Genomic DNA, 26,630 nt, shown 5'->3' with positions numbered 1-26,630 from the left:
CATCTTCCTGGTCATGAACCTGCTTGTACTGGTGCGGGTTTTTATTCGCCTGAAGAAATTTATTGCCAAAATGGCAATATGGGCGACAAAAAACTGCATGCCCGGAAAAATTCCGTTTGCCTATTCCTGTCAATTGACCTCAAAGCGGAATTTTTACCTGGCTGCGCAGAAGTGGGTGCTGGATTTCTGAGTAAGCTCTAATTAATTTCAGGCGCAGTGTGTTCACGTAAGCCTGCGCGAGTTCTGTATCTTTGAGCGCAACACGGCGTATTGTTTCCAGCAGGATGTAAGCCAGGGAAGACATGAGCAACCGGAATTGATTGTATCGCCCAGACAATGAAAGTATCGCCCAGGCATGCCGGGCGGCATCCTGTTTACTCGACCGCAGGTAACTGTCCAGCAATTGATCACCGCAGAAAACGTATAGCGGTAGAAAACAATAGTGATCATAGTAGCCGTGAAAGAAGCGGCCTTCCTGTTTGTCATATACCACATCATCGGTCGCATCGAAATCCAGAATCAATTCACTGGGTGTATCGTCGAACGAGGCAATGAATTATTCGACCATCACTTCGTGAATACGCCATGCCGATCGATTTTCCCAGCGGCACAATGTGGAACTGCTCGCCAGTGTTTCCGTTCGTTCAACCGCCGTTTGTATCGCACAATCATGACGCAGCTTTTGATGATCGTTCAAATCTTCATAGCCTGATGCCAGGCCATAAATCCTCTGCCGTAACAGGCTCAATCCATCGTGCTTGCAACTGTGGCCTGTCTGCGGGTGTCTTCCAACACGCTCGCGACTGCTTTGCTTAACCCAATCTGCCGATCCACCTGTCGCAGTAACATTACCCCTCCATCAGAGGTGATGTCTCCACCTGCAAAATTTACTTCAACAACACGCTTTTTTACTTCTGGAAAATTGAATGATCTCTGGGTACAATTTGTCACTGGCAATTCCTCTCTTTTATTCAGCATAGATAACTGAATTATAAAAGATTTAGCAGGAATTGCCCCTTCATTCATGCAATATTCGGTGCTAGCTGCGCCTTAGCAGTATGCATAATGGCTCACGGGCGCCTTACTTGAAGCAAACCTACAGCTTCCTTGTAACTATTTTGGTTAATAAGTAAGGTAAAACTAAAGTATACGAACACACCTGAAGCAATCATAATTAATAAAGCGGTCAACTGATTTAAATTATAACCGACTAGAAATAAACTTAGCATGCGGACCGCAATATACATCCCTAATGCTGATCCAATAGCAGGTAGAATGGCATAAAGAAAATCACTAAATTTCAGCTCTAGTACTTTTAAAGATCGTTGATAGTTGATAAATAAAATGAATGGATATATCGTTGCCCAAGTTACAGCCACTCCAACAATTCCATCCTGAACCCCAATTATTAGTGCAACCGGCATAATTGTCGTAGCCAACAATACATTTTTCATCCCTATATCCGGTCGGCCCAATGCATCTGTTGCCGATGGAAGGAAATTGGCTATCATGCGAAAAGGCATCATCAATGCTAGAAGTTGCAATGGTAATATCGCGGTTTCCCATTTCTCTCCTAACAGCAGCAATACCATTTCATTGGCAACACTGGAAATCCCCCATAGCACTGGAAATGCAATCAGACTTAAAATGCGGATTGCTTTAAGTACGAACTGACGAAACTGGTCGAGATTGCTTTGTATTCTGGAAAAAACCGGGAAAGCCACCTGATTGACAATCGATGAGACTCGTTGAACAGGGAGGGAAGCAAGTTGCATTGAGACTGAATAGAAACCAAGCATCTCCTTACCGAGTAATTTACCCACGATGATTACATCGATCTGGGTAAAAAAGAACCAAAGCAAACGCGATAGGGTGATGTTCCCTCCGAATACAAGCAGGCTACGCATGCCCTGCAGCGAGAAATTGGGTAGCAGGCGAATGGGTGCAATCACATTCAGCGTGACCACATTGAAAAGACTCGTTAAAAGATTGCCTAGGACCAATGCCCAGACGCCAAGCCCGACGAAAGCCAATATCAGTGTCAATATGCTGCCCAGGATCGTCGCGGCCAGATGCATCAGTGAGAGATGCTTGAATTTCAAATCCCGGTACAACCTGACGCTTGGCAGTGTGCCAAAAATTGATAACAGAAATCGCAGCGATAAAACCTGCAAAATTGGAATTAATCGATCTTCATCAAAGAAATTGGCCATCGCCGGCGCAAGCAAATTGAGCAGGAGCATTAAGCCCAAATTGATAACAATGACGATGGCGAATACATTACGTAGAGAGGTTTCAGAAAGATCCTGTTTTTGTATCAAGGCTGGCGCCAGTCCTGCTTCAGACATCATCAGCATGAATGCCACAAATACCGATGCCATTGCCAATAAGCCATAATCTTCAGGTGTCAGCAGGCGTATAACAACCAGAGTGATGGCCCAGGTGATAATTTGCGCAACCAATTTACCGCCGGCTGTCCACTTGAGCCCACTGAGGGCTTGTTCGCGTATCGACATGAGAAATTAGGGAGTGAGTAAGAAAGGAAAAGGATCTACTAATACAAACTAAGTGCAAGTGGATTATCACACAGCGTATATCTTTACTAGTGGGGAATAAGTATGTTTTTCGTCATATTACCTCCGGGGTCAATACCGCGCGTAAAACAATATTTTCTTGCCCATTTCGATGCCTGCAACCAAACCACCAAATCGAACCTTTTCTAACACTCAAACCGGCATCATCGCCATAGAGCAGAAAAGATGCGATTTTCCCGAGTGTGGGTTGATGCCCGACAACTATAGTTGTGTTGTCATCGTATGGCCAGTTGATTGCTGTCAAAACAGCGTGAGGCATTGCACCTGTTCCAACTTGATCAAGAGTTTCAAATTCGAAGGTTAATGCTTGCACCGTTTGCTGGGTGCGCTTGGCAGGGCTGACCACAATACGAGTATTTGTTGGCAATCTTGGTTTGAGCCACCGTGCAATTTTTTGCGATTGCTTTAATCCTTTTTCGGTCAGCTCGCGTGAAGCATCGGGAAAGCCATCTCTGGCTTCGGCGTGGCGCCATAGAATTAAATCCAAAGCTTTTCTCCTGGTTCAAAACATACCGAGATGTTATTTAACATAATATCAATTATACGAAATCATGCAGCTTTAAAAATATTCACTGCATTGACCCAGCCCGGTTGATTCAACCGATTCCTTGGTTTGTGCGCTGTTATGCGCCCTGCGATAGTCGCTCCCTTAATAGGGTTCGTGATCGTCCTCTGCATTGGGGGCAAGATCTGGAATACGGTAAGCATCTGTTGCCCATTGCCCTAGATCTACAGTTTTGCAGCGTTCCGAGCAAAACGGGCGAAAGTGATTTGAATCTGTCCATTCAACGATCTCACCGCATTGTGGGCAATTAACGATAGGTGGCTTCCTCAAGTGTTTCTCCAATTTATTTATGCCTGACACTTAGGGCTCGTTAATGAATAATTTGAGCATACGCTGGGGGCGATTTTAGCGCAGACCAAGGCGCAGGACACGCCGTTGTGTCATTCACAACAGTGGCTTGCAACGCCGGTATGCGCCAAAAGCGACCCCAGCCCGAAGGGTTACTGCGTACTCGGGCATCTGCGGCGTTGCGAGGCTTGCGAATGGAACGACCATTCGGCTTCGCCTTGCGCTTTGCGTCTTTCCCGAATTCGTAACAACCTATGCGCCCAAGTTATTCATTAACGAGCCCTTACAAACTGCAGAAAGTCAGTTTGAATGGAATATCTTCCTCATAAATACTGGCTTTGTGATCCGGCTGCATGGAAATGAAGCGTATGTTGAGTGCATATTTATTGGCACTAATTTCCGGCACACATGGCAGCTCGTTATCGATCTGTAGTTGCAAAAGATGCGCCTGGTGTTCTGCTCCAGCCTGCTGGAATACCCCTTGCACGGCGGTGTGATGGAAGCTTTTGCCACTGTTCCTGAGCAGATTGAGCACAATATTGATACCATCCCGTATCGGGGAAAGTGGCATGATCCAGCTTCTGAGATCGGTTTGGCGCGCTTCAGGATCCATGTGCAGCCAATAATGGTAGGTAGGCAAATCAAATTCACATGCCCCGCCCGGGATACTCATGCGCTGCTTGATACTCATCAGCCATTCGTCATCGCGCAAATGACCGCCAATCCTGCCCGGGATTTCGAGCAACCCCCTGAAAGTGGTTCCGATATCGAGCAGGATGCGGCTTAATGCTTCTTCAGAGACTTCCGGATTCTTGCGCAGGCCGTCCAGCAATGCGCGCTGCTTATCCAACTCCTGCAACAGGTCCGATTTCAGATCGGAGCGGCTGGTGATATCGAGAATCTCGAACAAGGCAACCAAGGCGGCATGGTGTTCGAATGAAGTTTTCTTGGCAGAGAAAAAATCAATTTTGTCGAATAGATCCTCAAGCCGCAGCAGTATGCGTATTCTCTCATTAAGGGGAAGTTCGTAACAAATCACGGTAATCACATGTTTTTAAGGTGGTTCAACTGCCACATCGGGCGATGGAAAGATATTTCTCGTGCAATGCCTGTACTTGTTGCTGCAAATATTGTCTCTCCAGTTCATTGACGATCACGTCATCAGCTTTTGCCAGACGTTCGCTTCGTGAACATTGTGCCGCCATAATCGCGTGCACGCTTGCTTCACTCAGTTTACTGCGCGCAATGGTTCGCGCAACTTGCATAGATTCAGGACAATCAATCACAAGGATGCGATCAATCAGCTCAAGATAGCTTCCTGTTTCCAGCAATAAAGGCACAACCAGAATACCATATTCGGAACGAATTAACGGAATACGACGTTTCACTTCCTGCAATATCAGAGGATGCAGGATCGACTCAAGTTTTTGTCGTGAATGCTGGTCGGAGAATACAAGCGCCCGCATGGCAACACGATCGAGTGAGCCATCTTCACTGATGAAATCATCGCCAAACCGATCACGAATCATGCCGATCGCTTTGCCTGCAGGTCCGGTCAACTCATGTGCGACTTGATCGGTATCGATAATATCTATACCCAATGCCGTGAAAATAACAGCGGCGCTGGTTTTGCCGCAGCCCACTCCCCCAGTCAGTCCGACCATCAGAGGCATGGGTTGCCTGCCAGAATTGATTTAAAAGCAACTGCCTTGTTCATTTGAGATAAAAAATCATTATGGTTACTGAAATAAAGCCAGATAAGTCTGGTTGACCTGTTTGTCCCAAAAAAGAGCAATCAGCCCTCCTCCTGCCAGGTAGGGACCAAAGGGAATTGCCGTGTCCTTGAAATGATTTCTGACCACCATCAATATGATGCCAACCGTAGCGCCCATCAGGGATGAAAGCAAGATCACCAGCGGCAACAATTGCCAACCCAGCCAAGCGCCGATTGCAGCCAGCAATTTAAAATCACCATATCCCATGCCCTCTTTGCCTGTGACCAACTTAAATAACCAGTAAACTCCCCACAATGTAAGATAGCCAACCACGGCGCCCATGAGCGATGAATAAATATCGGTGAAAACACCATGCAGGTTCAAGATCAGGCCTGCCCATAATAAGGGTTGCGTGATGCTGTCCGGTAATAGTTGAGTATTCAGATCGATAAACGTCAGCGCAATTAATGACCACAGAAAAATCAATGCGGCAAATGCCATGCCACCAAAACCAAAATACCAGGCTACAAATCCACTGAGCGCTCCGGTGAGCGCTTCGACCAGCGGATAACGCAAGGAAATATGCGCATGGCAGTGGGCGCAACGCCCCCGCAGCAACAGGTAGCCGAGAATTGGAATATTCTGGAAGAAGGGGATTTTATGACCGCAATGCGGACAAATAGAGCGTGGTGTGGCCAGATTGAATGTGGGCGCGTTTTCTATCGGCTCACCACGCAATTCTGCGCATTGCTGATGCCACTCCCGTTCCATCATAATGGGGAGACGATAGATAACCACATTCAGGAAGCTGCCCAGTATTAAGCCCAGCACTGTAGAAAATAGAATGAAAAAATCAGCAGAAGTCTGGAGAGAATTGATAAATGCCATGTCAATTAGAGAAAATGCGGGATTCTGCCGGGTATGCCTGAATTAGCCAACGACCTGTCCCATTGTAAAAATCGGCAGATACATCGCAACAACTATTCCACCAATCAGTGTGCCCAGAACGACCATGATGAGCGGCTCAATCAGACTGGAAAGCCCAGTGACCGCATCATCGACTTCCGCTTCAAAGAAGTCTGCGATCTTGCTGAGCATGGCATCGAGCGTGCCCGACTCCTCACCGATTGCAATCATTTGTAGCACCATGCCCGGGAAAGCATGCGTTGCGGCCATGGCATCTGTCAGGCTGCTGCCGGTATTGATGCTACTCTGGATATTCTTGGTCGCATCATAATACACTTGATTACCGGCGGCCCCCGCGACAGAATCAAGCGCTTCGACCAATGGCACACCCGCCGCAAATAGGGTGGATAAAGTGCGTGACCAGCGAGAAATGGTGGCTTTGCGTAACACCTCTCCCACAAGTGGTAATCTTAAGATCAGCCGGTCTGCCTGATTTTGCAGCCCTCTAGAACGCTTCCAGAAGTGGAACAAGGCATAAAGCCCTAACCCAATACCCCCGAAGATCGCCCACCCATAGTCTACCAGGCAATCGGAAATTGCCATGACCACCAGGGTCGGAATGGGAAGATCCACCCCGTATCCATGAAAAAGCGCCTTGAATGCGGGAATCACATATATCAATATCACTGCGGTAATGATGCAGGCAACTACAATGATCGAGATGGGATAGTACATGGCGGACTTGATTTTACGTTTGATGCGCTGTATTTTTTCTCTATAGGCCGCCAATCTTTCAAGCAAGATATCCAGAGTGCCTGCAGTTTCCCCTGCCGCGACCAGATTGCAAAATAGCGCATCGAAATACCGGGGCTGTTTCCGGAATGCATTTGCCAGGCTGCTGCCAGTTTCCACATCTCTTTTGATATCTGCCAGCAGCAGTTTTCTGAGCGCGCGATTGTTATGGCCCTTGCCGATCACATCGAATGCCTGCAATAAAGGCACCCCCGCTTTTATCAGGGTGGCAAGTTGCCGTGTAAATAAAGTGATGTCCTTATCCGTGATATGCCCATTGAGCCGGATTTTGGCCACTTTCGTAGCCTTGATCCCTTGCCGGCGCAGGGTGGAAGTGACCACAAGCGCGCCTGCCGCGCGCATTTCGCCTTTTACTGTCTTGCCAGATCTGTCTTTTCCTTCCCACTGGTAGTTGCATTCTCTTGATTTTTTGCCAGGTTTTACAGCAGCCGCCATACCGATTCCTCGCTCCCCGATTAAGGTTTGGGTCATGGCTAATACGGCAGCAGCTGCAAAATTGTTTAGCCGGCTGATGACTTTGCAGCAAGCTCTAGCCCATATTTAACACCAGCCAGCCAAAAATCCCAATATTTCTTCATCCGTCGACCTATAAGTGATTGATAGTTTGTGGATCATGTTTATTGATATGCCAAAAAACTCGTTGTAGTGACATAATATTGTGCATTGGTATTGCCTTGCCCGCAATTTTGTAGTAACGTCGCGGCCATGTATATCCGACGCGCACGAACCCGCAGCAACGCCACTGGAGAACACTATTTCAGCTACCGCCTGGTGCGCTCAGAACGCATGGGGGGCAAGGTCAAACAGGTGACATTGCTTAATCTTGGGCGGCACTTTCCGGTAGACCGGCCGCTCTGGCCTGCCTTGTGCGCGCGCATCGAAGCCCTCATGGCCGGTCAGGCGAGCTTCTTTGAAGTTAACCTGCCCACGGCCGCCGCGGTGGAAGCGGAACGTATTGTGGCGCAGTTGCAGATGCATAGGGTGCCGGTAGCATCCGCATCAGCAACCCAAGCGGAAACGGCACCGGCCGATGAAGTCGATATCCAGGCAGTCGATGTCAACTCACTTGAGTTGGTGCGCCCACGCTCGGTGGGGGTTGAGCATACCGGTTTATGGGCGATGTCGCAGGTGGGGTTTACAGATTTACTGATCGAGCTGGGCTTGTCCGGACCGATACGGGCCGCTATTCTGGGCGCCATTATTGGACGCATGGCAGCACCAGGTTCAGAGCTGGCCGCCCACCACTGGCTGGACCAGTGCAGCGGGCTGGGTGAGTTGCTGGACATTGATTTTGGCCGCATGCCCTTGATGACGCTCTATCGCGCTCAAGATGCGTTGATGAAGCACAAGGATCGCATTGAGCGTACTTTATTTAATCGGGTGCACAATCTATTTGGACTGGATACGACGGTTACGCTGTTTGATTTGACGAACACTTACTTCGAAGGCGTGGCAGGTGCCAATCCTGAAGCCAAGCGAGGCCGCTCAAAGGAAAAGCGCAGCGACTGCCCATTGGTGACGTTGGGGCTGGTGCTGGATGGCAGCGGTTTTGTGCGCCGCTCCGAGGTGTTCGAAGGGAACGTATCAGAGGGCAAGACACTGGAAGTGATGCTCAAAGGCTTGGATGCGGAGGCTGGCGCGTTGGTGGTGATGGATGCGGGCATCGCGACCGAGGACAATTTGCGCTGGTTACGGGAACAGGGCTACCGCTACCTTGTGGTCAGCCGTGAACGCGCCCGGCAATTCGAGGCGGCATCCGCCCTGCCAATCGAGAACGCTGCCGGAAAGACGGTATCCATTCAGCGTGTTGACGATGAGGATAACCAGGAGGTCCGGCTATATTGTTATTCCGCGCAACGCGAGCAAAAAGAAGCCGCGATCAATCAACATCTATGCCAGCGCTTTGAGGCCGCGCTGCAAAAAATAGCGGATGGCCTGACCAAGCCTCGTACCGAGAAGCGGCTGGTCAAGCTGCATGAACGAATCGGCCGTCTCAAGGCCAACAGCCAGGGGATTGCGCAGCACTATGATATTGAACTGCTGCCTGACGCGTCCGGCGAAAAAGTGGCCGCATTGCGCTGGACAAAACAACCACGAGCCGGTACCCGGCTCACCCATCCCGGTGTCTATTGCCTGCGCAGCAATGAAACCGGTTGGGATAGCGAACGGTTATGGCGCACCTATATCATGCTCACCGATCTCGAGGCGGTATTTCGCAGTCTCAAATCCGAACTTGGCCTGCGCCCGGTCTACCATCATAAAAAGCTGCGCGTCGATGGGCATTTGTTCATTACCGTACTGGCCTATCAATTCGTTCAGATCATTCGGCGAACCCTGCAAGATCACGGTATTCAAGGCCGCTGGAGCAGCTTACGCGAGATATTGTCCGTTCAACGGCGCCTGACTGCATCATTCCGGCGCGCCGATGGCGGCGCCTTGCATGTCCGCAAGGCCACGCGCCCTGAGTCGGCACTTGCTGCCATCTATCAGGCGCTCAATATTGATCCGTTACCAGGAGGGGTGCAAAAGACCGTGGTGTGACCATCATTATCTTGCCTGAGGCATTTGTAGTGCCTTACGCTGTTTTCTATAATCGTAATTATATGATTATTAGTGTTTTTTAAAGTGGTGTGTTAAATATGGGATAGGAGGCAGTCCGAGAATAGCGATCGTAGCGAGGGCGAAGCTGGCTGAGCGGGATTTTCCGATCATTTGAGGCGAATAGTGGTTCTATTCAACGAAAAGGATCGGAAAATCCAGCCTGGCAGGTTCGTCCGCAGTAGATTACTTCGCTATTCTCGGACAGCCTCCTAGAAAAGCAGCAACGGTCGGGTAGCGTAACCTGACATGCAGTTCTTGTTTCATCCTCTGGTTTGTCAATCTCCTCGACTCTTGCATGAAGGACCACATGCCTGGTGTGATGAGCGCTTGCGCCTGTTGACGGCCTAATCTTGGTGGGCACGGCAGATTGAAATGGTCTGCGACCAGGTCAAAGTAATCAGCCATTTTCAGGTGCGAATCATCGCTGGCATGATATATCCGACCTGGTTTGCCGAAACGCAGGGTGGCGACAATGATGCGCGCAAGGTCATCGGCATGTATATGATTGGTATAGCTATCCTCATCAGCCAGCAAGGCTGGGGTGCCCTGCCGCAAGCGTGCGAGAGGCAGGCGGTCCATCGCATAGATTCCGGGCACTCGCAAAATAGACACTGCGATACCGTGACGTTTACCCCAGTTTCTGATTTGACGCTCTGCATCCACCCTTCGCCAGGCGCGCTCGTTATAGGGATTGATTGCATGTTTCTCATCTACCCAATCCCCGTCACAATTGCCATAGACCCCACTGGTACTGATATAGACCAGCCGATGTGGTAGTATCCCCCTTGGCATATTTGAACGTCGGGAAAGTGCCGCTAGCAAATGGGTCGTGCGCGTATCGCGCCGGCCGCGGGCAGGCGGCGGAGCAAGATGCACAATGGTATGCGCCAGGCCGGCCAGTTTTGCTAGGCTCGCGGGTTGGTCCAGATCACCCGCTATCGGTTGGATGCCATGTCTGCGCAAGGTATCGAAATTCTCAGCTTTACGGCACAAGCCGAGCAGATGGTAGCGCTTTCTAAGCAAATCGGCTGTCCTCATTGCAATATCGCCACACCCTACGATCAATAGTTTATTTTTCATAACAGAGTTTATTGTCAATCATTTCTTCCCAATGAAGTCCTATCAGATCACTCTCAAGCCTAGTGGCCATATTTTTACAGTTGAACCAGCAGAAACAATTCTTGAAGCAGCGTTGAGGCAGGGATTATCGTTGCCTTATGGATGTCGTAATGGTTCATGCGGCACATGTAAGGGCAAGATTATACAAGGGATGGTCGAATATGGTGCTTATGACGAGGAAGTGTTGACTGCGCAGGAAAAACAGGTGGGCATGGCATTGTTTTGTTGCGCCACACCTTTATCCGATCTGGAAATTGAATGTCACGAGATTGATGCGATCAAGGATATCAAGATCCGTACTATGCCCTGCCGGGTTCATAAGCTCGAGCACATTGCTTCGGATGTCATGATCATCTACCTCAAATTACCTGCCAATGAGCGCTTACAGTTTCTTCCCGGCCAGTATATCGATATTCTGATGAAGGATGGACAGCGACGCAGCTTTTCACTGGCCAATGCACCACAGGATGATGAATTCCTGCAATTGCATGCGCGTAACTACAGCGGCGGCGTATTTTCAGAGTATGTTTTCTCTCGCATGAAAGAAAAGGATATCTTGCGCTTTGAAGGTCCATTGGGCGCATTTTTCCTGCATGAGCCGCCGCCCGATAATGCGCCGATTATCTTTCTGGCCGGTGGAACGGGGTTTGCTCCCGTCAAAAGCATGCTGGAACATATTTTCCAGACAGGGAATTCACGTTTTGCCCATAGCAAAATGATTTTGTACTGGGGTGCGCGAACGAAAGCTGATTTATACCTGCATGATTTGGCAAAGCAATGGGAGCAGGACAATGACAATTTCAAATATGTGCCAGTCCTGTCCGAGCCCTTGCCTACCGACGTGTGGCAAGGGCGCACAGGGCTGGTGCATCAGGCAGTGATGCAAGATATCGACAATCTGTCTGGTTATCAAATATATGCCTGTGGTGCGCCCGCCATGGTTCAGGCAGCTTATGATGACTTTACCAGGCAGCGCTCCCTGCAAGATAAAAACTTCTTTTCCGATGCATTCACGCCCTCGACAGCCATCAAATAGCGGCTGCAGGATCAGGCGCTGATCTGCTTCAAGGCAAACTCCAGTCCTTTGCGGTAATGCTCGCTTGCCGCTTCCTGCTTGCCCAGCTTTTCAAATAATTGGGCCAGCGCAAGATGTGCAGGATAGTCTGGCTCAATCGACAGGCTGGCTTCCAGATAACTTTGCGCCTTACCCCATAACTCGCCATAGGCACATAGCCGTCCCAGCGTCAGCAGCAAATTGGCGTTGTTAGGGTATTTCCTGAGCCAATTCTCCGCGTGCTGAATTTGCCAGCTTACGCTGCCACTCAAACAATCCGCATACAATGCAATCAACTCAGTATCTAGTTGCACATCCAAGCTGTTTTCGATGATTTTCTGAGCGCTTGCATTATCGCTCAGCGCCATGAATGCGCGCGCAGCCGTGACAGCCAGTTTTCCGTCCAGCTTCTCCTGCCAGGATAAATCATGCCAATATTTTTTGAGCAAAGCCGGATCTGAAGCATTTTTCGCGATATTCTCCAAATGGGCGCGATGGCGCAATTTATCGACCAGCCCCTTGTTGACGGGATATCGTTTGGCCAATATTTTGGTCAACTCCAGCACGGCATCCCAATTTTGGGCCATTTGATGCGCTTTAAGTTCAAGCTGGAGGACTGCAGTGCTTTGCAGCCCGCCAGTCGAGTAAAGTGCCTGCAAAGCGGCCAGCGCGTCGGTATGACGCCCTTCATCCAGCATCAATTCTGCTTCGGTTACCAATCTCAACGCCCTCTCCTCGGGCGCCTGTTCTTTAGCTATGCTCAAAATCTGGTCTCTTGTTGCGTAGTCACCTTGCTGATGGGCAGAACGTGCCGCGATAACAGCATTGAGCGCTTTAATGGTTTGTGCGTTGGCCAGTTTGAAAGCCTTCCGTGCGGCCTTTTCCGCATCCTCATAACGTTCCTCAAAAAATGCTTTCAGTCCCGATAACATGGCACGATCAGATCGCTCATGGCGTAATTGTTTGCGCATTCCGAACAATCCGAATAATGCTCGCACAAGCATATAAAATATAACGAAGGCAAACAATTCCAGCAGAATGAACGTGTTGAGTGCCAACTCCAGCGTGTAAGGTGGCGCGGTAAGCAGAACCGTTCCCTTATTATGATAAGCCGTGAATACGACCGCTGCAGCTGCAGCGAATAATGCCAGAACCCATAGCACCAGTTTCATTCATCCTCCCCTTTAAGCATGAGTTGTTCATGATCTACGGCCTCCAGACTCTCCCTAAAGTCTGGCAAGCGTACGCTAATATTGATTGCGGATATTTGTTCTAACTCTTTTAATGTATTTTCAACTGACTGCGCATCTGTATCAAAATAGCGGTCCATCCAGTCTATCGCTGTTTTCAAACTGGACCGGAAATTACTTTCATCCCGGGTAAGCAAGGCAAGGCGCGTCAATGTCAGTTGCAGTCGGATATGCTCGCGTAACAAATACGATTGGGAATTCGAAAGCAACGGCACATTCGGGTCCGCTACTTTTTCTACCTTGATGAGCCGAAAGAAATCCTGTAGAACCTCATTCAGGTAACGCTGCCACAGGCTCGATGCCGCTGAGTCCGGCAGGCCGCCCGCAATGTCGACCGGAATCAAATGGCTGTCCATCGCCAATGGCAGATGCGCTACCTGCGCGGTAAGCGTTTCAATTCGTTGGTAAATGCCAGTAATATCGATGGTGGCCGCCGCCCTGGTTTTATCGATATCTCGAGACAGCGCATCGCTTAATCCGGATGTCCTGAGTGTCTCACTTGCTTGCAGCAGTTCTGAGGCTTGCTCGAGAGAAGCAAGTGCGGCCTGAACATCTCCCGTCAGTTGCAGATACTGATCCGAGAACATGATCAGACGTTTGACTGCACTCAGTATCCGGCCATCCGAAGTGTCGTTGCCAGTGAACACTTGATCGAGTTTCTCGGTGGCTGAACGTTGGTTGTCAATCGCCAGTAAATTTGCCGCCAGTTGATTCAGTTGCTGCTCGGTTTCCGACTTTCTTGACTCGACCTCTGCAACAAGTGTGCGTGTCCGGCTACTGAAAACATCCGCCTCGGTCAGGTACCGCGTCAAGGCATGCTCGAAATTGGCGATATAGCCACGATCTTCCGCCCACTTCCATGTCATGGCGGCTATCGCCATCACCAGCAGCAACAAGATCAGAAGCGCCAGACGACGTGCCGATTTTGACGCTGTAGACCGCTTATCCCTATTTATCTGATCAGGTGACTTCATGTGCTTGTATATCGTTGAAATAGTCCAGCAATCCTTGAACTGTACCTTCGTCCCCAACTGATGTGCGGTATACTTTTACAATCCCAAGTGCCTGTGCTTTCTGCACAATCCGGTCATGCGCCGTAAATAAAACGGTCGACCGGAGCAATTGTTGGCCGGTTTCACCAATTATGTCAATCAAATTATCCAGCCCTTCGCTGCTGGTCACAATCACCGCATGTATCTTGTTCGCATGCCAACACTTGAGCAACTGGCCAGGATCCGTATCTGGTTTGGTTCGGCGGTAGCATGCGGCATATTCCACTTCGGCGCCACGTTGGCGCAGGGTGTCGCCGAGCAGCTTACGTCCATCATTGCCCCGAAAAATCACGACTCGCTTACCTTGCATCTGTTGTGACTGCGGCATGCGCAACAGTGCCTCGCTATCGGTGCCATCGTCCGGAACGGCAATGTTTGAGATACCGTACTGCTTGAGCAAGCGCGCGCTGCCCATGCCGACAGTGGCTACGTTCAAATGTCCGGGCCAAGTACGCTGTGCCTGAATCAGCGGCAGCACTTTCTCTACTGCGTTTGGGCTGACAAAAATGGCCCAGTCAAAGTTGTCAAGGCGTGAAAGCAAATCGAGCAAAGGCTGCTTGTTTTCAACATCGCTTATTTCCAGCACCGGAAACAGCCAGGGTAATCCACCCAGCTCCTTGACGCGCGCTGCCAAAGTGCCCGCTTGATGGGCGGGGCGCGTGATCAATACCCCGATGCCCGTCAAACGCCGGTTGTCAAACAAGTACTTGCCTCAGTCATGATGGAATTCCAGTGCAGCGAGAATCTCATCCGCCCCCTGGGATTTTAGATTTTGCGCCAATTGCTGGCCGATCAATTCCCTGCCCTCTGGTTTGCCGTGTAATTTATCGGCAATCATTTTGGTGCCATCTGGCGTGGCAACAAAGCCGCGCAAAGTCAAGACATCTTCTGAAATTTCGGCAAACCCCCCCAGCGGTACTTGACAGCTGCCACCCAGGACGCGACTCATCGCGCGCTCGGCTTCCACACAATGAGCGGTTGCGGCATGATGGAGCGGCGCCAGCCATTGCACCAATTCCGGGCGATCTTCGCGGCATTCGATGCCCAAAGCGCCTTGCCCGACGGCCGGCAGACTGAGCTCCGGCGTCAATAGCGACCGAATGCGATAGGCCAGCTCCAGCCGCTTCAGTCCGGCTGCCGCCAGAATGATCGCGCTGTACTCTTCCTCGTCCAGCTTGCGTAAGCGTGTCTGCACATTGCCGCGCAATGGACGAACCTGGAGGTGAGGAAAACGCGCCCGCACCTGGGATTCACGCCGCAGGCTGGAGGTTCCCACTATGCTGCCCGCCGGCAATTCTTCCAGGCTGGCGTAATTGTTGGATACAAACGCATCACACGGATCCTCACGTTCTGTAATGGCGGCCAGCATAAAGCCGGGTGGCATATTCATTGGTACATCCTTCATGGAATGGACGGCAATATCAGCGCGGCCATCTTCCAAAGCCTGCTCGAGCTCTTTAATGAACAGACCCTTGCCACCGATTTTTGACAGGGAAACATCCAGAATTTGATCGCCCTTGGTGGTCATGCCGAGTATAGTAATTTCAGTTTGCGGGTATAATTCGAGCAATCGGTTTTGTATGAAGTGTGCTTGCCACATGGCAAGCTGGCTTTCGCGCGAGGCGATGATGATTTTTTCAGGACTATGCATAAGAAAGAGTTTGATTTTGAAACAATGGCAAATTCTAGCACGGCTGGCCTCTGAGCGGATCATCGCCTATCACCGCAAAGTTATCTCTGCAGCACCCCGAGTTCCATGATTACAGGAGACAGGTATCAATGAGTTTGAACATCCATGCAATTGCAGCTTCCGATAAAAATATACCCAACGAGAAGGATCACCCTTTGCGGGAGGATATACGTTTGCTTGGGCGCATGCTGGGCGACACCATACGCGAACTGGAAGGAGAATCGATGTTCGATCTGGTCGAAACCATCCGCCAAACAGCGGTCCGCTTCCACCGTGAACAAGAACAGGAAGCGCGGCATGAACTGGATACAATTCTAGCCCATTTGAGCCATAAGGAAACCATCGCGGTGGTGCGCGCTTTCAGCTATTTCTCCCTGTTGTCGAACATTGCCGAAGATTTGCACCATAACCGCCGCCGCCGCGCGCATTTACGCGCGGGTTCTCCGCCCCAGGCCGGCAGCGTGACTTTGGCACTGAAACGCGTCTTCGAAAAAGGGATCGGCGGCAAGGAATTGGAAGATTTCTTCGCCAAGGCACTCATCTCCCCGGTATTGACCGCACATCCCACGGAGGTGCAACGCCGCAGTATTCTCGACTATCAGCTGACGATTCAGCGTTTTCTCAAAGACAGGGACCGGACTCAGCTCACACCCAACGAACTGCGGCATAACGAAAATGGCCTGCGCGCAGCTATTCAAACGCTCTGGCAAACACGGATGCTGCGCTCCGTGAGACTCACCGTGCAGGATGAAATTGAAAACGGGCTGATTTATTATCACTACACTTTCTTGAGCCAGCTGCCTTATATCTACGCCAAGATCGAAGACCTGCTGGAACAACATTTGGATAAAGCAGCGCCGCGTATCGCGTCTTTCCTGCGCATTGGCAGCTGGATAGGGGGCGACCGGGATGGCAATCCCTTTGTGACCCACCAAATTATGCTGCACGCAGCCGAGCGACATGCTGGCTTGATACTGGACCATTACATCACCGAAGTTGGCAAAATCGGTCAAACCATGAGTCTGACCGAGCGCCTGATCAAGGTGACCAACGAATTGGAAGGGTTGGCTTCTGTTGCTCCTGATTTGCCGGCCAGCAGAATCGACGAGCCCTACCGGCGCGCTTTTCTGGGCATTTATGCCCGCTTGATTGCGACCAGCAAGCACCTCGGGTTACCTGTCAATGCCCCGTGTCCGGAGGAAATTGCTGAACCCTATGCCGACAGCGCCGAGTTTGTGCATGATCTCGATATCATTATTCATTCGCTCAAGCAACATCGATCGGACTGGCTTGCTCGAGGCGCCCTGCGTGACTTGCGTCGTACTGCCGATGTCTTTGGTTTTCATCTCGCGCCGTTGGACATGCGTCAGCACAGTAAAGTGCATGAGCAGGTAGTGGCGGAGTTGTTTGAAAAAGGGGCGCAGGATGCGCGTAACTATCTTGAGCTATCTCATGCGGAGCGCCTCGAATGGTTGCTTTCGGAAATCAGTAGCGTACGCCCTCTGGTTTCGCCTTACTGCAATTATTCCGACACGACCCAGGGAGAGCTGCGCATATTACACATGGCAGCGGAGATTCAGCGCCGGTTTGGGCATGCGGCGCTGCCCAACTACATCATTTCCATGACAACCAGTGTGATCAATGTTCTGGAAGTTGCGCTACTGTTGAAGGAAGTCGGACTGTTGCAGGCAGGTGACAACCCTCGCCTAGGGCTGAACATTATTCCGTTATTCGAAACTATCGAGGATTTGCGCGGCTGCACTGCCATCATGGAAGAATTGTTCTCACTCCCCTACTATCGCAAGCTGTTACAGTCGCGAGGGGGATTGCAGGAAGTCATGCTGGGCTATTCCGACAGCAACAAAGATGGAGGATTTGTGACTTCCAACTGGGAAATCTATAAGGCTGAAATCGAGTTGACCAAGGTTTTTGATCGCCACAAGATCCGGTTACGCTTGTTTCATGGCCGGGGTGGCACAGTGGGTAGAGGCGGTGGTCCTAGCTACCAAGGGGTACTCGCGCAACCACCGGGAAGCGTCAATGGCCAGATTAGGCTGACAGAGCAAGGTGAGGTAGTGGCCAGCAAATATACCGATCCGGAGATTGGTCGGCGCAACCTGGAAACGCTGGTGGCCGCAACCATCGAGGCCACTCTACTCAGCCATGATGCAATCAATCATCATGCGCCACAGTACTACGAGGCCCTGGAGCATTTGTCGTCCAGTGCTTATGCAACTTATCGCAATCTGGTTTATGAAACACCGGGCTTCAAGCAATTTTTCCAGGAATCCACGCCCATCCGGGAAATTGCTGGATTGCACATCGGCAGTCGTCCAACTTCACGCAAGCCTTCCGACAAAATTGAGGATTTGCGTGCTATTCCATGGGTATTCAGCTGGAGCCTTAACCGCACGATGATACCTGGCTGGTATGGATTCGGTACCGCGGTGGAAAACTTTATCCAGCAAGCGCCTCAGGAGCAAGAAGCACTGGCGTTGCTGCAGGAAATGTATCGTACTTGGCCTTTCATGCAGACGCTGCTTTCCAATATGGATATGGTGCTCGCAAAAAGCGATCTGGGCATTGCATCGCGCTATGCTGAGCTCGTGACCGATGCCGAATTGCGCCAACAGATATTTACACGCATCCAGGCAGAATGGAAGCGTTGTATCAAATGGCTGTTCGCAATTACCGGTCACACAGAACTGTTGCAGGAAAATCCGACCCTGGCACGCAGCATACGCATCCGAACGCCTTATATCGATCCATTGAATCATTTGCAAATTGAGCTGCTGCGCCGCTACCGTTCGGGTGACGATGACGATACCGTGCGCCGCGCCATTCATTTGACGATCAACGGTGTCGCGACGGGACTTAGAAACAGCGGCTGAGGCATCTATCCTGAAGTCATTCATTGGCTACACTTTAATAGCTGATATGTTGTTATGAAAAGCAAATTTGATGGGTTGCTTGATCCAGCTATTGCTAACAGGAGGCTGCATGAAAAAAATTAAGCAATTGGAAAATGCCACCCCGACTGGGAACGAGCACCATTCTACTTTCAGCAAATCGGCCTGGCTTAAACCAACCAGGCTGAAGATTTTCAGCACCGTCTTTTTGTTCTGCGCACTGGTATCGCTCAGCTATGTTTTCCTGCGGCCTGCAGTCTATTCGAGTTATGCCACTTTGCTAACCGTAGCCAGAACAGCGATCGATCAGACAAGCAAAGAGGCGGATATCCAACATGTCGCTATCCAGAAGCAGGTATTGCTGGGTTCAGAGCTGTTAACCGAAACAGCAAACCGCTTGGAAAATATTTACGATTTTCAGTCCGAAGCCAGTTTGACGCCTGCAGAAATTCGCGCACTGTTGGATGTACGGCCTGTGGTAGATACCAACCTCGTAGAAATGGTAGCCGAAGGCCATGAACCCTCTCTGCTGCCAGCACTTATCAATACCTGGATCGATGTTTATTTGGATGCAAGGGCCGAAGAAATCGCCAACGCCAAGGGCGAAACAATACAGAAATTGCAAGACGAGCTGATCTCCCTGAAAGAGAAAATCGAACAAAAGCGGCAAGAGCTAGAGCACTTCAGAAAACACAACGACATCATTTCGACAGGAAGGGAGGAAAACGAGGCACTGGCACGGCTAAAAGGCCTGAATGATTCGCTCAATACTGCCAGTGAGGCGGAGGTCAAGGCCAAGGCACGGCTCGATTCGATCAAGAAATCTATTGCCAGAGGACAGGCCGTTGTTCCCAAGGAAGACACGCGTACGCTGAGTGTGCTCGAACAGCGCGCCCAGGAATTGCGGGAGGAGCTAGAAGAACTGGATCGTCACTACACACGTGAATTTATGGCGCTGTCCCCATCTCTGAAAGTAATTCCAGACAAGCTTGCCGCGCTGGAAGCAGAAATTTTACGCATGCGTCAGGGTGGGCAAACCTTGGTCCTACATGAAGCGGAACAGGAATATGCTGCTGCCAGACAAACGACTCAGTCCATCCAGACGCAACTCGATCTACACCGGCAGAAAGCAGCCGAATTTACCGCGCGCTTTACCGAGCATGATGCCCTCAAGACGGATCTTGAAGGGTTGGAGCAACTGCTAAGAGAAACGCAAGAACGATTGGTACAGATCGAAACCCGTCATACCGGCAAATACCCTTATGTCGATGTTATCGAACGCGCATTCCTGCCACATCACCCGATCAGGCCGGATTATCAAACGGATGCCATCATTGCCGTGCTGGCATCCCTGCTGCTAGGGTTGAGCGTTGTGTGGATATTCGAGTTTCTGACGCGCAAGGAGCAAGAGAAATTGGCTATCCACCTTTCCGGCATCCACCTGCACAACAAGGAAAACTTGCCGCATCATCCTCTTGATACGCTGCCCGATAATTTGCCGTCACAGTCCAGCCTGCCACGAAAACCTCCCTTGCAGGCGCTTGAGCAGCCTCAGATAGAGGAGCTGACCCGCGAACAGATCAGTGAGCTGTTTCAGAACGCAAATGTCAGGGAGAAGCAACTGCTCGCCTTGCTGTTGAATGGCCTCACGCTGGGTGAGATTGCCAGCTTGCAGCCCAGCGATATCGATCTTGAGCAGGAATTTTTGTCCGTACACGGCTTTTCTCCCAGAAAAGTCCCGATGCATCCGGTGCTCAAAATACTTTACGGAGAACATGGGCATTGCCTGACCGATCCTGTCGGTCACCCCCTGAATGAGGAGGAGCTGGAAGCATTGCTGACATGTCTGCAGGTCGATGCCGGCTTGCCGGTCTCCGACACGATCTCTGCCCAGACCCTGCGCCAGACCTATATTCTTTATCTTGTCCGGCAAGGCATTCGGCTTGCCGAGCTCGAACGGATCGTCGGTTATATTTCACCTGCCGAGTTATCCAATTATGGATTATATTCTCCTGCCGGTGCCAAGTATCCGATTGGATCGATCGACCTGCTCTATCCCGGACTGGCTGTAGTCTGACCCTCCGGCATCCGCAGCAATGCATGAATTAACGCTGATTCGATCGACTGATACTGGGCATTGTGGTTACGGGCATTGGACGGCTTGTTCCACGCCGGATTCTGCCGCAGCACGTTGATGATTTCCTGCCAGCGGCTGGGTAATTCATCCACTTCAGGTGTTGGGTCAACATGATCGACATGGCATGCGGCATGGCCACGATGCATGAGCTTGTCCAGCAATTGCTGCTGGCGTAAATACAATAATTGCAGGGTATTGTCGTCAGCGCACAGCCACTGGGTACCCTGAATTTTGGCCTGTATTTCTTTGCCATAGCGCCTAAAAGTAGACCAACCAGTTCCGGCCAGCGCGCCCAATACACTGGCCGCACCCAAGCTCAAGCCGCCCACCATCAAATCGATTCCGGCTCCTGCAGCAGCGCCCTTGAGGGCGGAGCTGCCGACATCCAGGCCATAAGCCTTCAAAACGCCCGGCGCAAATAGATCGAGCTGCCATTGACCGTCATGTACCGGAATTTTCTGCAGTGCAATATCCTTCTCCGAGAAACTGAACATCGCCAACAAGTCATGCAGACAACGCTGTTCGGCTTGCCGGATGAATTCCTGTAATTTTAATGTGGGTGACGATGTGTGCCCGGCAGGCGCGTGACTGGCTTTATGCTCACGATGACAAGCCACAGTGACGATCAATTCAGCAATGCGCTTGGCGCCGGAGTAACAAAGCTGTTGCCATACCTTTGCACGATGATCGATCAAACGTTGCAGTTTGCTGTAATAGGTCTCGGCCAGGCTTTGTATTTTCTGATACAGGCGCTTTTCCGCTTCAAATGTAAAAGCGACCGTATCGAATTCGAGTGAAGCGTGGATATTGAATGCTGCCAGCTTTTTGCGCCATAATTCAAGCTCCGCCCGGTGCGCCGCAATGAAATTGAAGACGGGTATGATGGGCTTCATCGCCTTGCTCAGTATCTCGATTTCAACAAGATATTTTTCCAGTACTGGTTCGCGTACATCGATCACATACAGCAGCACATCGCTACGCAAGACTTGCCGGATAACCTTGGCTTCTTGTTCCAGAGGATCGTTAATGGCGATATCCGCCATGAATTTTTCCAACAATTCGTTTGGGTTCAGGCGTTTGTGCTGGGCGGCCAGAATTTGAAGCGTGCCATGCAGGGCATAGGGATCTTCAATGCCAGGGGTATCGTGCAGATTCAGGATGGCCTCGCTACCGGCAAAAATGGTGGCACGCTCGACATGACGAGTCGTCCCCGCGGCATCCTCGATTTTGCCGAACCCGGTGCTGCGCAGCATGGTGCGGATCAAGGAAGTTTTACCTGTATTGGTATGGCCGACCACAGCGATATCAAGCAGCGATGCGGCAGGATCAGACTCTGGCTTGGCAGTTATCATGTCAGGATAATGTTATTGAGTAATGACGTTTTCAGCAGGAATCGCACAGGCTTGTGCCAGTCTGAACCAAGCCAGTTTGCGCGATTCCGCAATCGGGATCGACGTGCGGCTGCGCAAGAGCATCAACCAAACCGGGCTGCCTGCAGCAGCCACCAATTCCGAGATCATGCGTTGCACACCCCGGTCAGGCAATCGATGTGCAGCCACACCGATCAGTAATGAACCTTTGGTAGCTTTGATTTGACCGATCATCCCGGTGAAGCTTGCCTGGTCAATGATATTATGCTGACAGTTTATACCTTTCGGCCAAATCGTATGATCGTCGAGCTCAATGCCTACTGCATTCGCTTCAGCTGGCAAATTGTGGTTTTTCCTGCCAGGCACTGGTTCGGCATGATGGACAGCGATTCCTGGGTCAGCATCGATCACGCTGGTGGTGAATTCGCTCGCGGTCAACTGCTGTCGCAACGTCACGTAATATGGCAAGTACAAATCCAGCTTGAAGCGGCGTTCCGACAGCTTCAACATGAAAGATGAGAGCAGGGTCAATGCCAACCGTGGTAATAATCCATAGAGCATCAACGTAGCCAGCAGGAATTTTGCCCAAGCCGCTCTGGTGGAGGCATCCTGCATATCCCCCCCCACCCGGCTGGCGGCAATCTGCTGGCTATCGGGCGGAATCAGACCAATATACTCCATCGGGGCGGCCAGCAGTCGCGTCAACTCAGGCAGACTGCTTTCCGGTAAAAGTGTTGTGCCCCACACGAAATCATACTGTCTTGCCATCATCAGCAAAATCAGCATACCCATGCCGGCAAGCAAATAAGCCAACCAAAACTGATGGGTCAGCAAGCTGATCCGCCATTTGCCAACTTTCCCTGTCAGGCTGGTTTCCCACCAGGCCTTTGCAGCCAGTGAACCGAGCTTATCGCTGTCCTTATCTTTGAGCCGGGCAGGAAGCCAGCATGCCAATTGCGCAGCTATGCCTGAATTCAGCCCATGGACATTAAATAACATGCCTGCTCCCCACAATAGCATTGACAAGAAATTAAATCCGAGAAGAACCGCCAGCAACCAGTATATGTTTAATGTCGCTGAGGCCCCTACCGCATTGCCCGCCGCCAATCCACCCAGCAATGCCGCCAGCAGCACGACAATGCGCCCGGCGCGCAGGAACAATTTCTCCGGTTGCTGCAAGGTATTGTTCAAGGCATTGTCTTGGATCAGGCGGCGAGCGCGACTCAACAGTTTTTCAAAAAAAGCGGTATAGCTGAATCCAGGTGACGCATGTGGTGCCATATCTGCGATGCTGGCGTATGAGAGTGCTTGCGCCTGGTGAGTTTCAATATGTCGTAATTGCTCAAGCCGAACCAGATCGCTAAAGCTATGGTTTTTATTTGCCATCACAGTTGATATAAGAATCTGAAGAAGTCAAAACAAGGTTGCCACAGGACGATGCGACGCGACCGCCGGTCATACCCGTCGCGCAACAAGGATGCGGTAAAATACGCTATCTTTGGTGCCTTGATTGAATGACATCATATACGGTTATGCAGCTGCAAACAGGCACCCTGGCGTGTACCGACATAGGATTTATTGCAAAATAAAACCACCCAGGTTACAACTAAAAACCATACAATCCAAACCGAAGTAAGCGCGTTAAACAAGCGGCTGTGATTTTTCCAATAAAAGGACAAAATATTTTCATAATGATAGTGCCAAGATTAACGATCGGCCAGGAAACACAGGGTCACTTAGGGGTCATCAATATACTTGCCGGAGACCCATCATCATGAAACCCGTTGTGATTCTCAGGTTTTACCCGATCGAGGGGCCGGGCTATTTTGCCATATTTCTCGACAACCATCACATTCCTTGGCAAATGATCTGTCTTGATCAGGGTGATCAACTACCAGTCAGCCTGGAGCGATATGGCGGCCTGGTATTGATGGGCGGCCCCATGAGCGTGCATGATCAGCTGCCCTGGATCAGTCCGGTTCTCATGCTGATCAGGCAGGCGGTAGCAGCCAGTATTCCTGTCCTGGGACACTGCCTCGGAGGACAGCTATTATCCACCGCTCTGGGTGGAGATGTCATCAATAATCCTGTCAAGGAACTTGGTTGGGGATGGGTGAATGTGGCAGACAATTCCGTTGCGCAGACCTGGTTCGATGATATAACGGCGTTTGAATCTTTTCATTGGCATGGTGAGACGTTTAGCCTGCCTGCGGGTACGACACGTTTACTATCCAGCCCATTCTGCCTCAACCAGGCATTTTCCCTGGATATCCATTTAGGCCTGCAATGCCATGTCGAGATGACGGAAGAAATGGTAAAAACCTGGTGCCAGTTGAACGCGGCAGAACTGGCGCAGCATCAGGATAGCCCCGCTGTTCAGGGAGGAGATGAAATTCAGAACAATCTGCCCCAGCGGTTGGCGGCATTGCAATCGGTAGCGGATCGGCTATACCAGAGATGGATACTGGCGTTGAAGGACTGAGCCGAATAATGAATCGGGCAGTTCATCAAGAAACTTTCTGCCCGCTCCGCTGGATTTCAATTGGTTAATGTCCATGATGCAGATGATGTGGATGACCGGGCACAGCATGACGGGCATGGTCACTCAATTGCGCATCAAACCATTTGTGGATGGCTTCAATGAGCGCAGTGTTTTCCGTTGCGTAGTCGATTTCGGCGCCATTGGGGAGTTCTTGGTAGAGAATGGCGATCTGGCCTGGCTGCGCTGTTCTCAGCTCAGCCAGGCTAGGCATGTCCGCGCCATGAATTTTTGCCGGACCAGAAAAATCTCCTTGACCGAATGCCTGGGAAATTTGTGACAGATGCTCGCGTATCAGCATGATTTGTTCGGTATCCGCATCATCCTTGGCGATAACTTGCTGCACACCGCCTTGCGCTGTTTTTGAGAAAATATGCAGTGTTCGCTCCAGATCGAAAGGCATCACATGCACCCCCCCGCTCCGCCACTTCATCCAGTCGTGCTTCAGTTGCATTGTCTGCTGCCAGGACGGAATTTGCGATGAACAATAGGGCCAGCCAAGATAGTACGAATCGCTTCATTATTTGATCTCCTGAACAACACTGATATCCCAAACTGAAAACAGACAGGGTCTAGTTTTCGTCTAGCCAGTGGATTGATGTAATCTAACTTCGACTTCAGTTGCTGTCAGCGGTTCACTGTAATGGTATCCCTGGTAATAATCACACCCTTGCTCACGAAGGAAGCTGAGCTGCACATCGGTTTCGACACCTTCTGCGATCACCTCCATATTCAGGCTATGGGCCATGGCAATGATAGCCGTGACAATCGCCATATCGTTGGTATCAGTGGCAATGTCATGCACAAACGACCGATCAATCTTCAATGTATTGATTGGAAAACGCTTGAGATAAGACAAACTGGAATAACCGGTACCAAAATCATCGATTGAGATTTCCATGCCCATCTCGGTCAACCCGGTGAGTGTGTCAATGGCTTTGTCGACATCCTGGACAAGCATGCTTTCGGTAATTTCCAGCTTCAGGCAACTTGCATTGACACCTGTTTCGTTCAGGATGTCCGCGATATCTGCCTGCAAAGATTGATGGCGAAACTGTCTGGCAGAGAGATTGATTGCCAGGTAAGGGACATCATAGCCCTGCTCATACCATGTCTTGAGTTGCCGACAAGCAGACCTTATCACCCATTCCCCTATTGGCACGATCATGCCATTCTCTTCCGCCAATGGAATGAAGGTAGATGGCATGATCCATCCTCGTCGGGGATGCTGCCAGCGCAGCAATACCTCTATTCCCGCCAGTCTGCTACTGGCGATTTCAACAATAGGCTGGAAGTGCAGCTGCAGTGCATTGCAGGTCAATGCATGGCGCAGATCGGTTCCGAGTGCATGTTTCTCAGCCATCTGCCGATTCATTTCGGGAGCAAAGAATTGATAATTATTGCGGCCTGTTCCTTTCGCGTGATACATCGCTATGTCACAGTTTCTCAACAATGTGGCCATATCTTGACCATCGTCCGGAAAGGATGCAATCCCGATACTCGCACCAATATGCAACTCCTTACCATTGATCTGATAGGGCAATGCCAGTACATGCAAAATCTTCTCTGCAATGATGCCAGCATCCCGGGCGTGGGCAATCCTGGGCAGCAATACGATAAACTCGTCTCCGCCCTGGCGTGCTACGGTATCTTCCTCGCGCATGCAGGATTGCAGTCTGGTTGCGACTTCTTTAAGCAGAAGATCACCGATATCATGCCCCAGCGAATCATTAATCACTTTGAAATGATCCAGGTCAATGAATAACACGGCAGCGGGCGTCCGGCTACGGCGATCGAATGCGAGGGCCTGAGAGATGCGATCCAGAAGCAATAGGCGATTCGGCAAGCCAGTCAATACATCATGAGTTGCCAAATAGTTAATATGCGCTTCTGCCTGTTTGCTTTCAGTGGTGTCATGCACGACGCCATTAAAGGGTAGAGTAGAGAACAGGCTTGCGCCTGCCCTCCCTCATCAAACCGTGCGTACAGTTCTCCCGTACACGGCTTTCCGATGTTCTTCATGCCGAG

The 26,630-nt window shown here is 50.6% G+C and carries 24 protein-coding genes and 1 pseudogene; 6 read left to right on the top strand and 19 right to left on the bottom strand.

The annotated features are described in order from the left end of the window. Window positions 1-201 (top strand): hypothetical protein (locus tag BLV85_RS15460; protein ID WP_218132805.1); only part of this gene is annotated, 201 nt, incomplete at its 5' end. Here BLV85_RS15460 and BLV85_RS15955 read toward each other — a convergent pair. The 10 genes and pseudogenes from BLV85_RS15955 to BLV85_RS09500 all read right to left on the bottom strand — a co-directional run bounded on the left by BLV85_RS15955 (window position 140) and on the right by BLV85_RS09500 (window position 7,316). Then, window positions 140-304, bottom strand: coding sequence for a hypothetical protein (locus BLV85_RS15955; protein ID WP_425433800.1), 165 nt, complete (start codon window positions 302-304; stop codon window positions 140-142). The two genes, BLV85_RS15460 and BLV85_RS15955, sit on opposite strands and share 62 nt — an antisense overlap. A 93-nt stretch (window positions 305-397) precedes the next feature. Continuing rightward, window positions 398-748 (bottom strand): annotated as a pseudogene (locus tag BLV85_RS15950) (transposase); the annotation flags it as partial. Then, on the bottom strand, window positions 745-1,026 hold the full coding sequence (locus BLV85_RS15815; protein ID WP_090414633.1) for a transposase: 282 nt from the start codon (window positions 1,024-1,026) through the stop codon (window positions 745-747). The gene BLV85_RS15815 and the pseudogene BLV85_RS15950, both read right to left, overlap by 4 nt. Window positions 1,027-1,070: 44 nt before the next feature. Continuing rightward, the gene (locus BLV85_RS09530; protein WP_090414631.1) at window positions 1,071-2,516 is read right to left on the bottom strand and encodes a lipopolysaccharide biosynthesis protein; all 1,446 of its coding nucleotides are present in this window, start codon (window positions 2,514-2,516) and stop codon (window positions 1,071-1,073) included. A 112-nt stretch (window positions 2,517-2,628) separates the two neighbouring features. Further along, window positions 2,629-3,081, bottom strand: a complete 453-nt coding sequence (locus tag BLV85_RS09525; protein WP_090414630.1) for a SixA phosphatase family protein — start codon at window positions 3,079-3,081, stop codon at window positions 2,629-2,631. Window positions 3,082-3,243: 162 nt separating this feature from the next. Continuing rightward, window positions 3,244-3,459 (bottom strand): DNA gyrase inhibitor YacG, encoded by a 216-nt coding sequence (locus BLV85_RS09520; RefSeq protein ID WP_425433799.1) that lies wholly within the window; start codon window positions 3,457-3,459, stop codon window positions 3,244-3,246. A 271-nt stretch (window positions 3,460-3,730) separates the two neighbouring features. Next, complete coding sequence (gene zapD, locus BLV85_RS09515) at window positions 3,731-4,486, bottom strand: cell division protein ZapD (RefSeq protein WP_090414641.1); 756 nt, start codon at window positions 4,484-4,486, stop codon at window positions 3,731-3,733. 25 nt (window positions 4,487-4,511) lie between these two features. Beyond that, on the bottom strand, window positions 4,512-5,120 hold the full coding sequence (coaE, locus tag BLV85_RS09510; protein ID WP_090414628.1) for a dephospho-CoA kinase: 609 nt from the start codon (window positions 5,118-5,120) through the stop codon (window positions 4,512-4,514). Between the two features lie 66 nt (window positions 5,121-5,186). After that, window positions 5,187-6,050, bottom strand: a complete 864-nt coding sequence (locus BLV85_RS09505; protein WP_090414627.1) for a prepilin peptidase — start codon at window positions 6,048-6,050, stop codon at window positions 5,187-5,189. A 42-nt stretch (window positions 6,051-6,092) separates the two neighbouring features. Continuing rightward, entirely contained in the window at window positions 6,093-7,316 is a 1,224-nt protein-coding gene (locus BLV85_RS09500; RefSeq protein WP_090414625.1) for a type II secretion system F family protein, read from the bottom strand. A gap of 270 nt (window positions 7,317-7,586) precedes the next feature. Here BLV85_RS09500 and BLV85_RS09495 point away from each other — a divergent pair, with 270 nt between their 5' ends. Further along, window positions 7,587-9,422: an IS1634 family transposase gene (locus BLV85_RS09495; protein WP_090414623.1), complete on the top strand. Its 1,836-nt coding sequence runs from the start codon at window positions 7,587-7,589 to the stop codon at window positions 9,420-9,422. 243 nt (window positions 9,423-9,665) lie between these two features. On the opposite strand, the gene BLV85_RS09490 is transcribed toward BLV85_RS09495, so the two are convergent. Next, on the bottom strand, window positions 9,666-10,562 hold the full coding sequence (locus BLV85_RS09490; protein ID WP_090414621.1) for an SDR family oxidoreductase: 897 nt from the start codon (window positions 10,560-10,562) through the stop codon (window positions 9,666-9,668). A gap of 31 nt (window positions 10,563-10,593) precedes the next feature. Here BLV85_RS09490 and BLV85_RS09485 point away from each other — a divergent pair, with 31 nt between their 5' ends. Continuing rightward, window positions 10,594-11,637: a CDP-6-deoxy-delta-3,4-glucoseen reductase gene (locus BLV85_RS09485; protein WP_090414619.1), complete on the top strand. Its 1,044-nt coding sequence runs from the start codon at window positions 10,594-10,596 to the stop codon at window positions 11,635-11,637. A gap of 11 nt (window positions 11,638-11,648) precedes the next feature. Here the strand turns inward: BLV85_RS09485 and BLV85_RS09480 are convergent, their stop codons facing one another. The 4 genes from BLV85_RS09480 to hemC are packed head-to-tail and all read right to left on the bottom strand — an operon-like array spanning window position 11,649 to window position 15,608. Further along, the gene (locus BLV85_RS09480; protein WP_090414616.1) at window positions 11,649-12,827 is read right to left on the bottom strand and encodes a heme biosynthesis protein HemY; all 1,179 of its coding nucleotides are present in this window, start codon (window positions 12,825-12,827) and stop codon (window positions 11,649-11,651) included. Continuing rightward, window positions 12,824-13,879 carry a uroporphyrinogen-III C-methyltransferase gene (locus BLV85_RS09475; protein ID WP_090414614.1) on the bottom strand — a complete coding sequence of 352 codons (1,056 nt, stop codon included), beginning with the start codon at window positions 13,877-13,879 and terminating at the stop codon, window positions 12,824-12,826. Before BLV85_RS09475 ends, BLV85_RS09480 begins: the two co-directional genes overlap by 4 nt. Next, the gene (locus BLV85_RS09470; protein WP_090414613.1) at window positions 13,866-14,660 is read right to left on the bottom strand and encodes a uroporphyrinogen-III synthase; all 795 of its coding nucleotides are present in this window, start codon (window positions 14,658-14,660) and stop codon (window positions 13,866-13,868) included. Before BLV85_RS09470 ends, BLV85_RS09475 begins: the two co-directional genes overlap by 14 nt. A gap of 9 nt (window positions 14,661-14,669) precedes the next feature. After that, entirely contained in the window at window positions 14,670-15,608 is a 939-nt protein-coding gene (gene hemC / locus BLV85_RS09465; protein WP_090414611.1) for a hydroxymethylbilane synthase, read from the bottom strand. Window positions 15,609-15,736: 128 nt separating this feature from the next. Between hemC and ppc the strand changes: the two genes are divergently transcribed. Both ppc and BLV85_RS09455 read left to right on the top strand, forming a co-directional pair. Further along, a complete protein-coding gene (gene ppc, locus BLV85_RS09460) occupies window positions 15,737-18,538 on the top strand; it encodes a phosphoenolpyruvate carboxylase (protein WP_090414609.1) in 2,802 nt (933 codons plus the stop codon). A gap of 109 nt (window positions 18,539-18,647) precedes the next feature. Continuing rightward, a complete protein-coding gene (locus BLV85_RS09455; RefSeq protein ID WP_176973999.1) occupies window positions 18,648-20,633 on the top strand; it encodes an integrase in 1,986 nt (661 codons plus the stop codon). Here BLV85_RS09455 and BLV85_RS09450 read toward each other — a convergent pair. Both BLV85_RS09450 and BLV85_RS09445 read right to left on the bottom strand, forming a co-directional pair. Next, a complete protein-coding gene (locus BLV85_RS09450) occupies window positions 20,609-22,045 on the bottom strand; it encodes a DUF3482 domain-containing protein (protein WP_090414607.1) in 1,437 nt (478 codons plus the stop codon). The two genes, BLV85_RS09455 and BLV85_RS09450, sit on opposite strands and share 25 nt — an antisense overlap. 12 nt (window positions 22,046-22,057) lie before the next feature. Beyond that, window positions 22,058-23,449, bottom strand: a complete 1,392-nt coding sequence (locus BLV85_RS09445) for a DUF2868 domain-containing protein (RefSeq protein ID WP_090414605.1) — start codon at window positions 23,447-23,449, stop codon at window positions 22,058-22,060. A gap of 388 nt (window positions 23,450-23,837) precedes the next feature. On the opposite strand from BLV85_RS09445, the gene BLV85_RS09440 reads away from it, so the two are divergent. Further along, window positions 23,838-24,545, top strand: a complete 708-nt coding sequence (locus BLV85_RS09440) for a type 1 glutamine amidotransferase (RefSeq protein WP_090414603.1) — start codon at window positions 23,838-23,840, stop codon at window positions 24,543-24,545. Between the two features lie 64 nt (window positions 24,546-24,609). Here the strand turns inward: BLV85_RS09440 and BLV85_RS09435 are convergent, their stop codons facing one another. Then, window positions 24,610-25,056 (bottom strand): aspartate carbamoyltransferase, encoded by a 447-nt coding sequence (locus tag BLV85_RS09435; protein WP_245725159.1) that lies wholly within the window; start codon window positions 25,054-25,056, stop codon window positions 24,610-24,612. 129 nt (window positions 25,057-25,185) lie between these two features. Next, complete coding sequence (locus BLV85_RS09430; protein WP_245725158.1) at window positions 25,186-26,523, bottom strand: putative bifunctional diguanylate cyclase/phosphodiesterase; 1,338 nt, start codon at window positions 26,521-26,523, stop codon at window positions 25,186-25,188. Between the last annotated feature and the right edge of the window lie 107 nt (window positions 26,524-26,630).

It is taken from the genome of Nitrosomonas halophila (assembly GCF_900107165.1).
Taxonomy (GTDB): Bacteria; Pseudomonadota; Gammaproteobacteria; order Burkholderiales; family Nitrosomonadaceae; genus Nitrosomonas; species Nitrosomonas halophila.
This window is presented reverse-complemented; position numbering and strand designations above follow the sequence as displayed.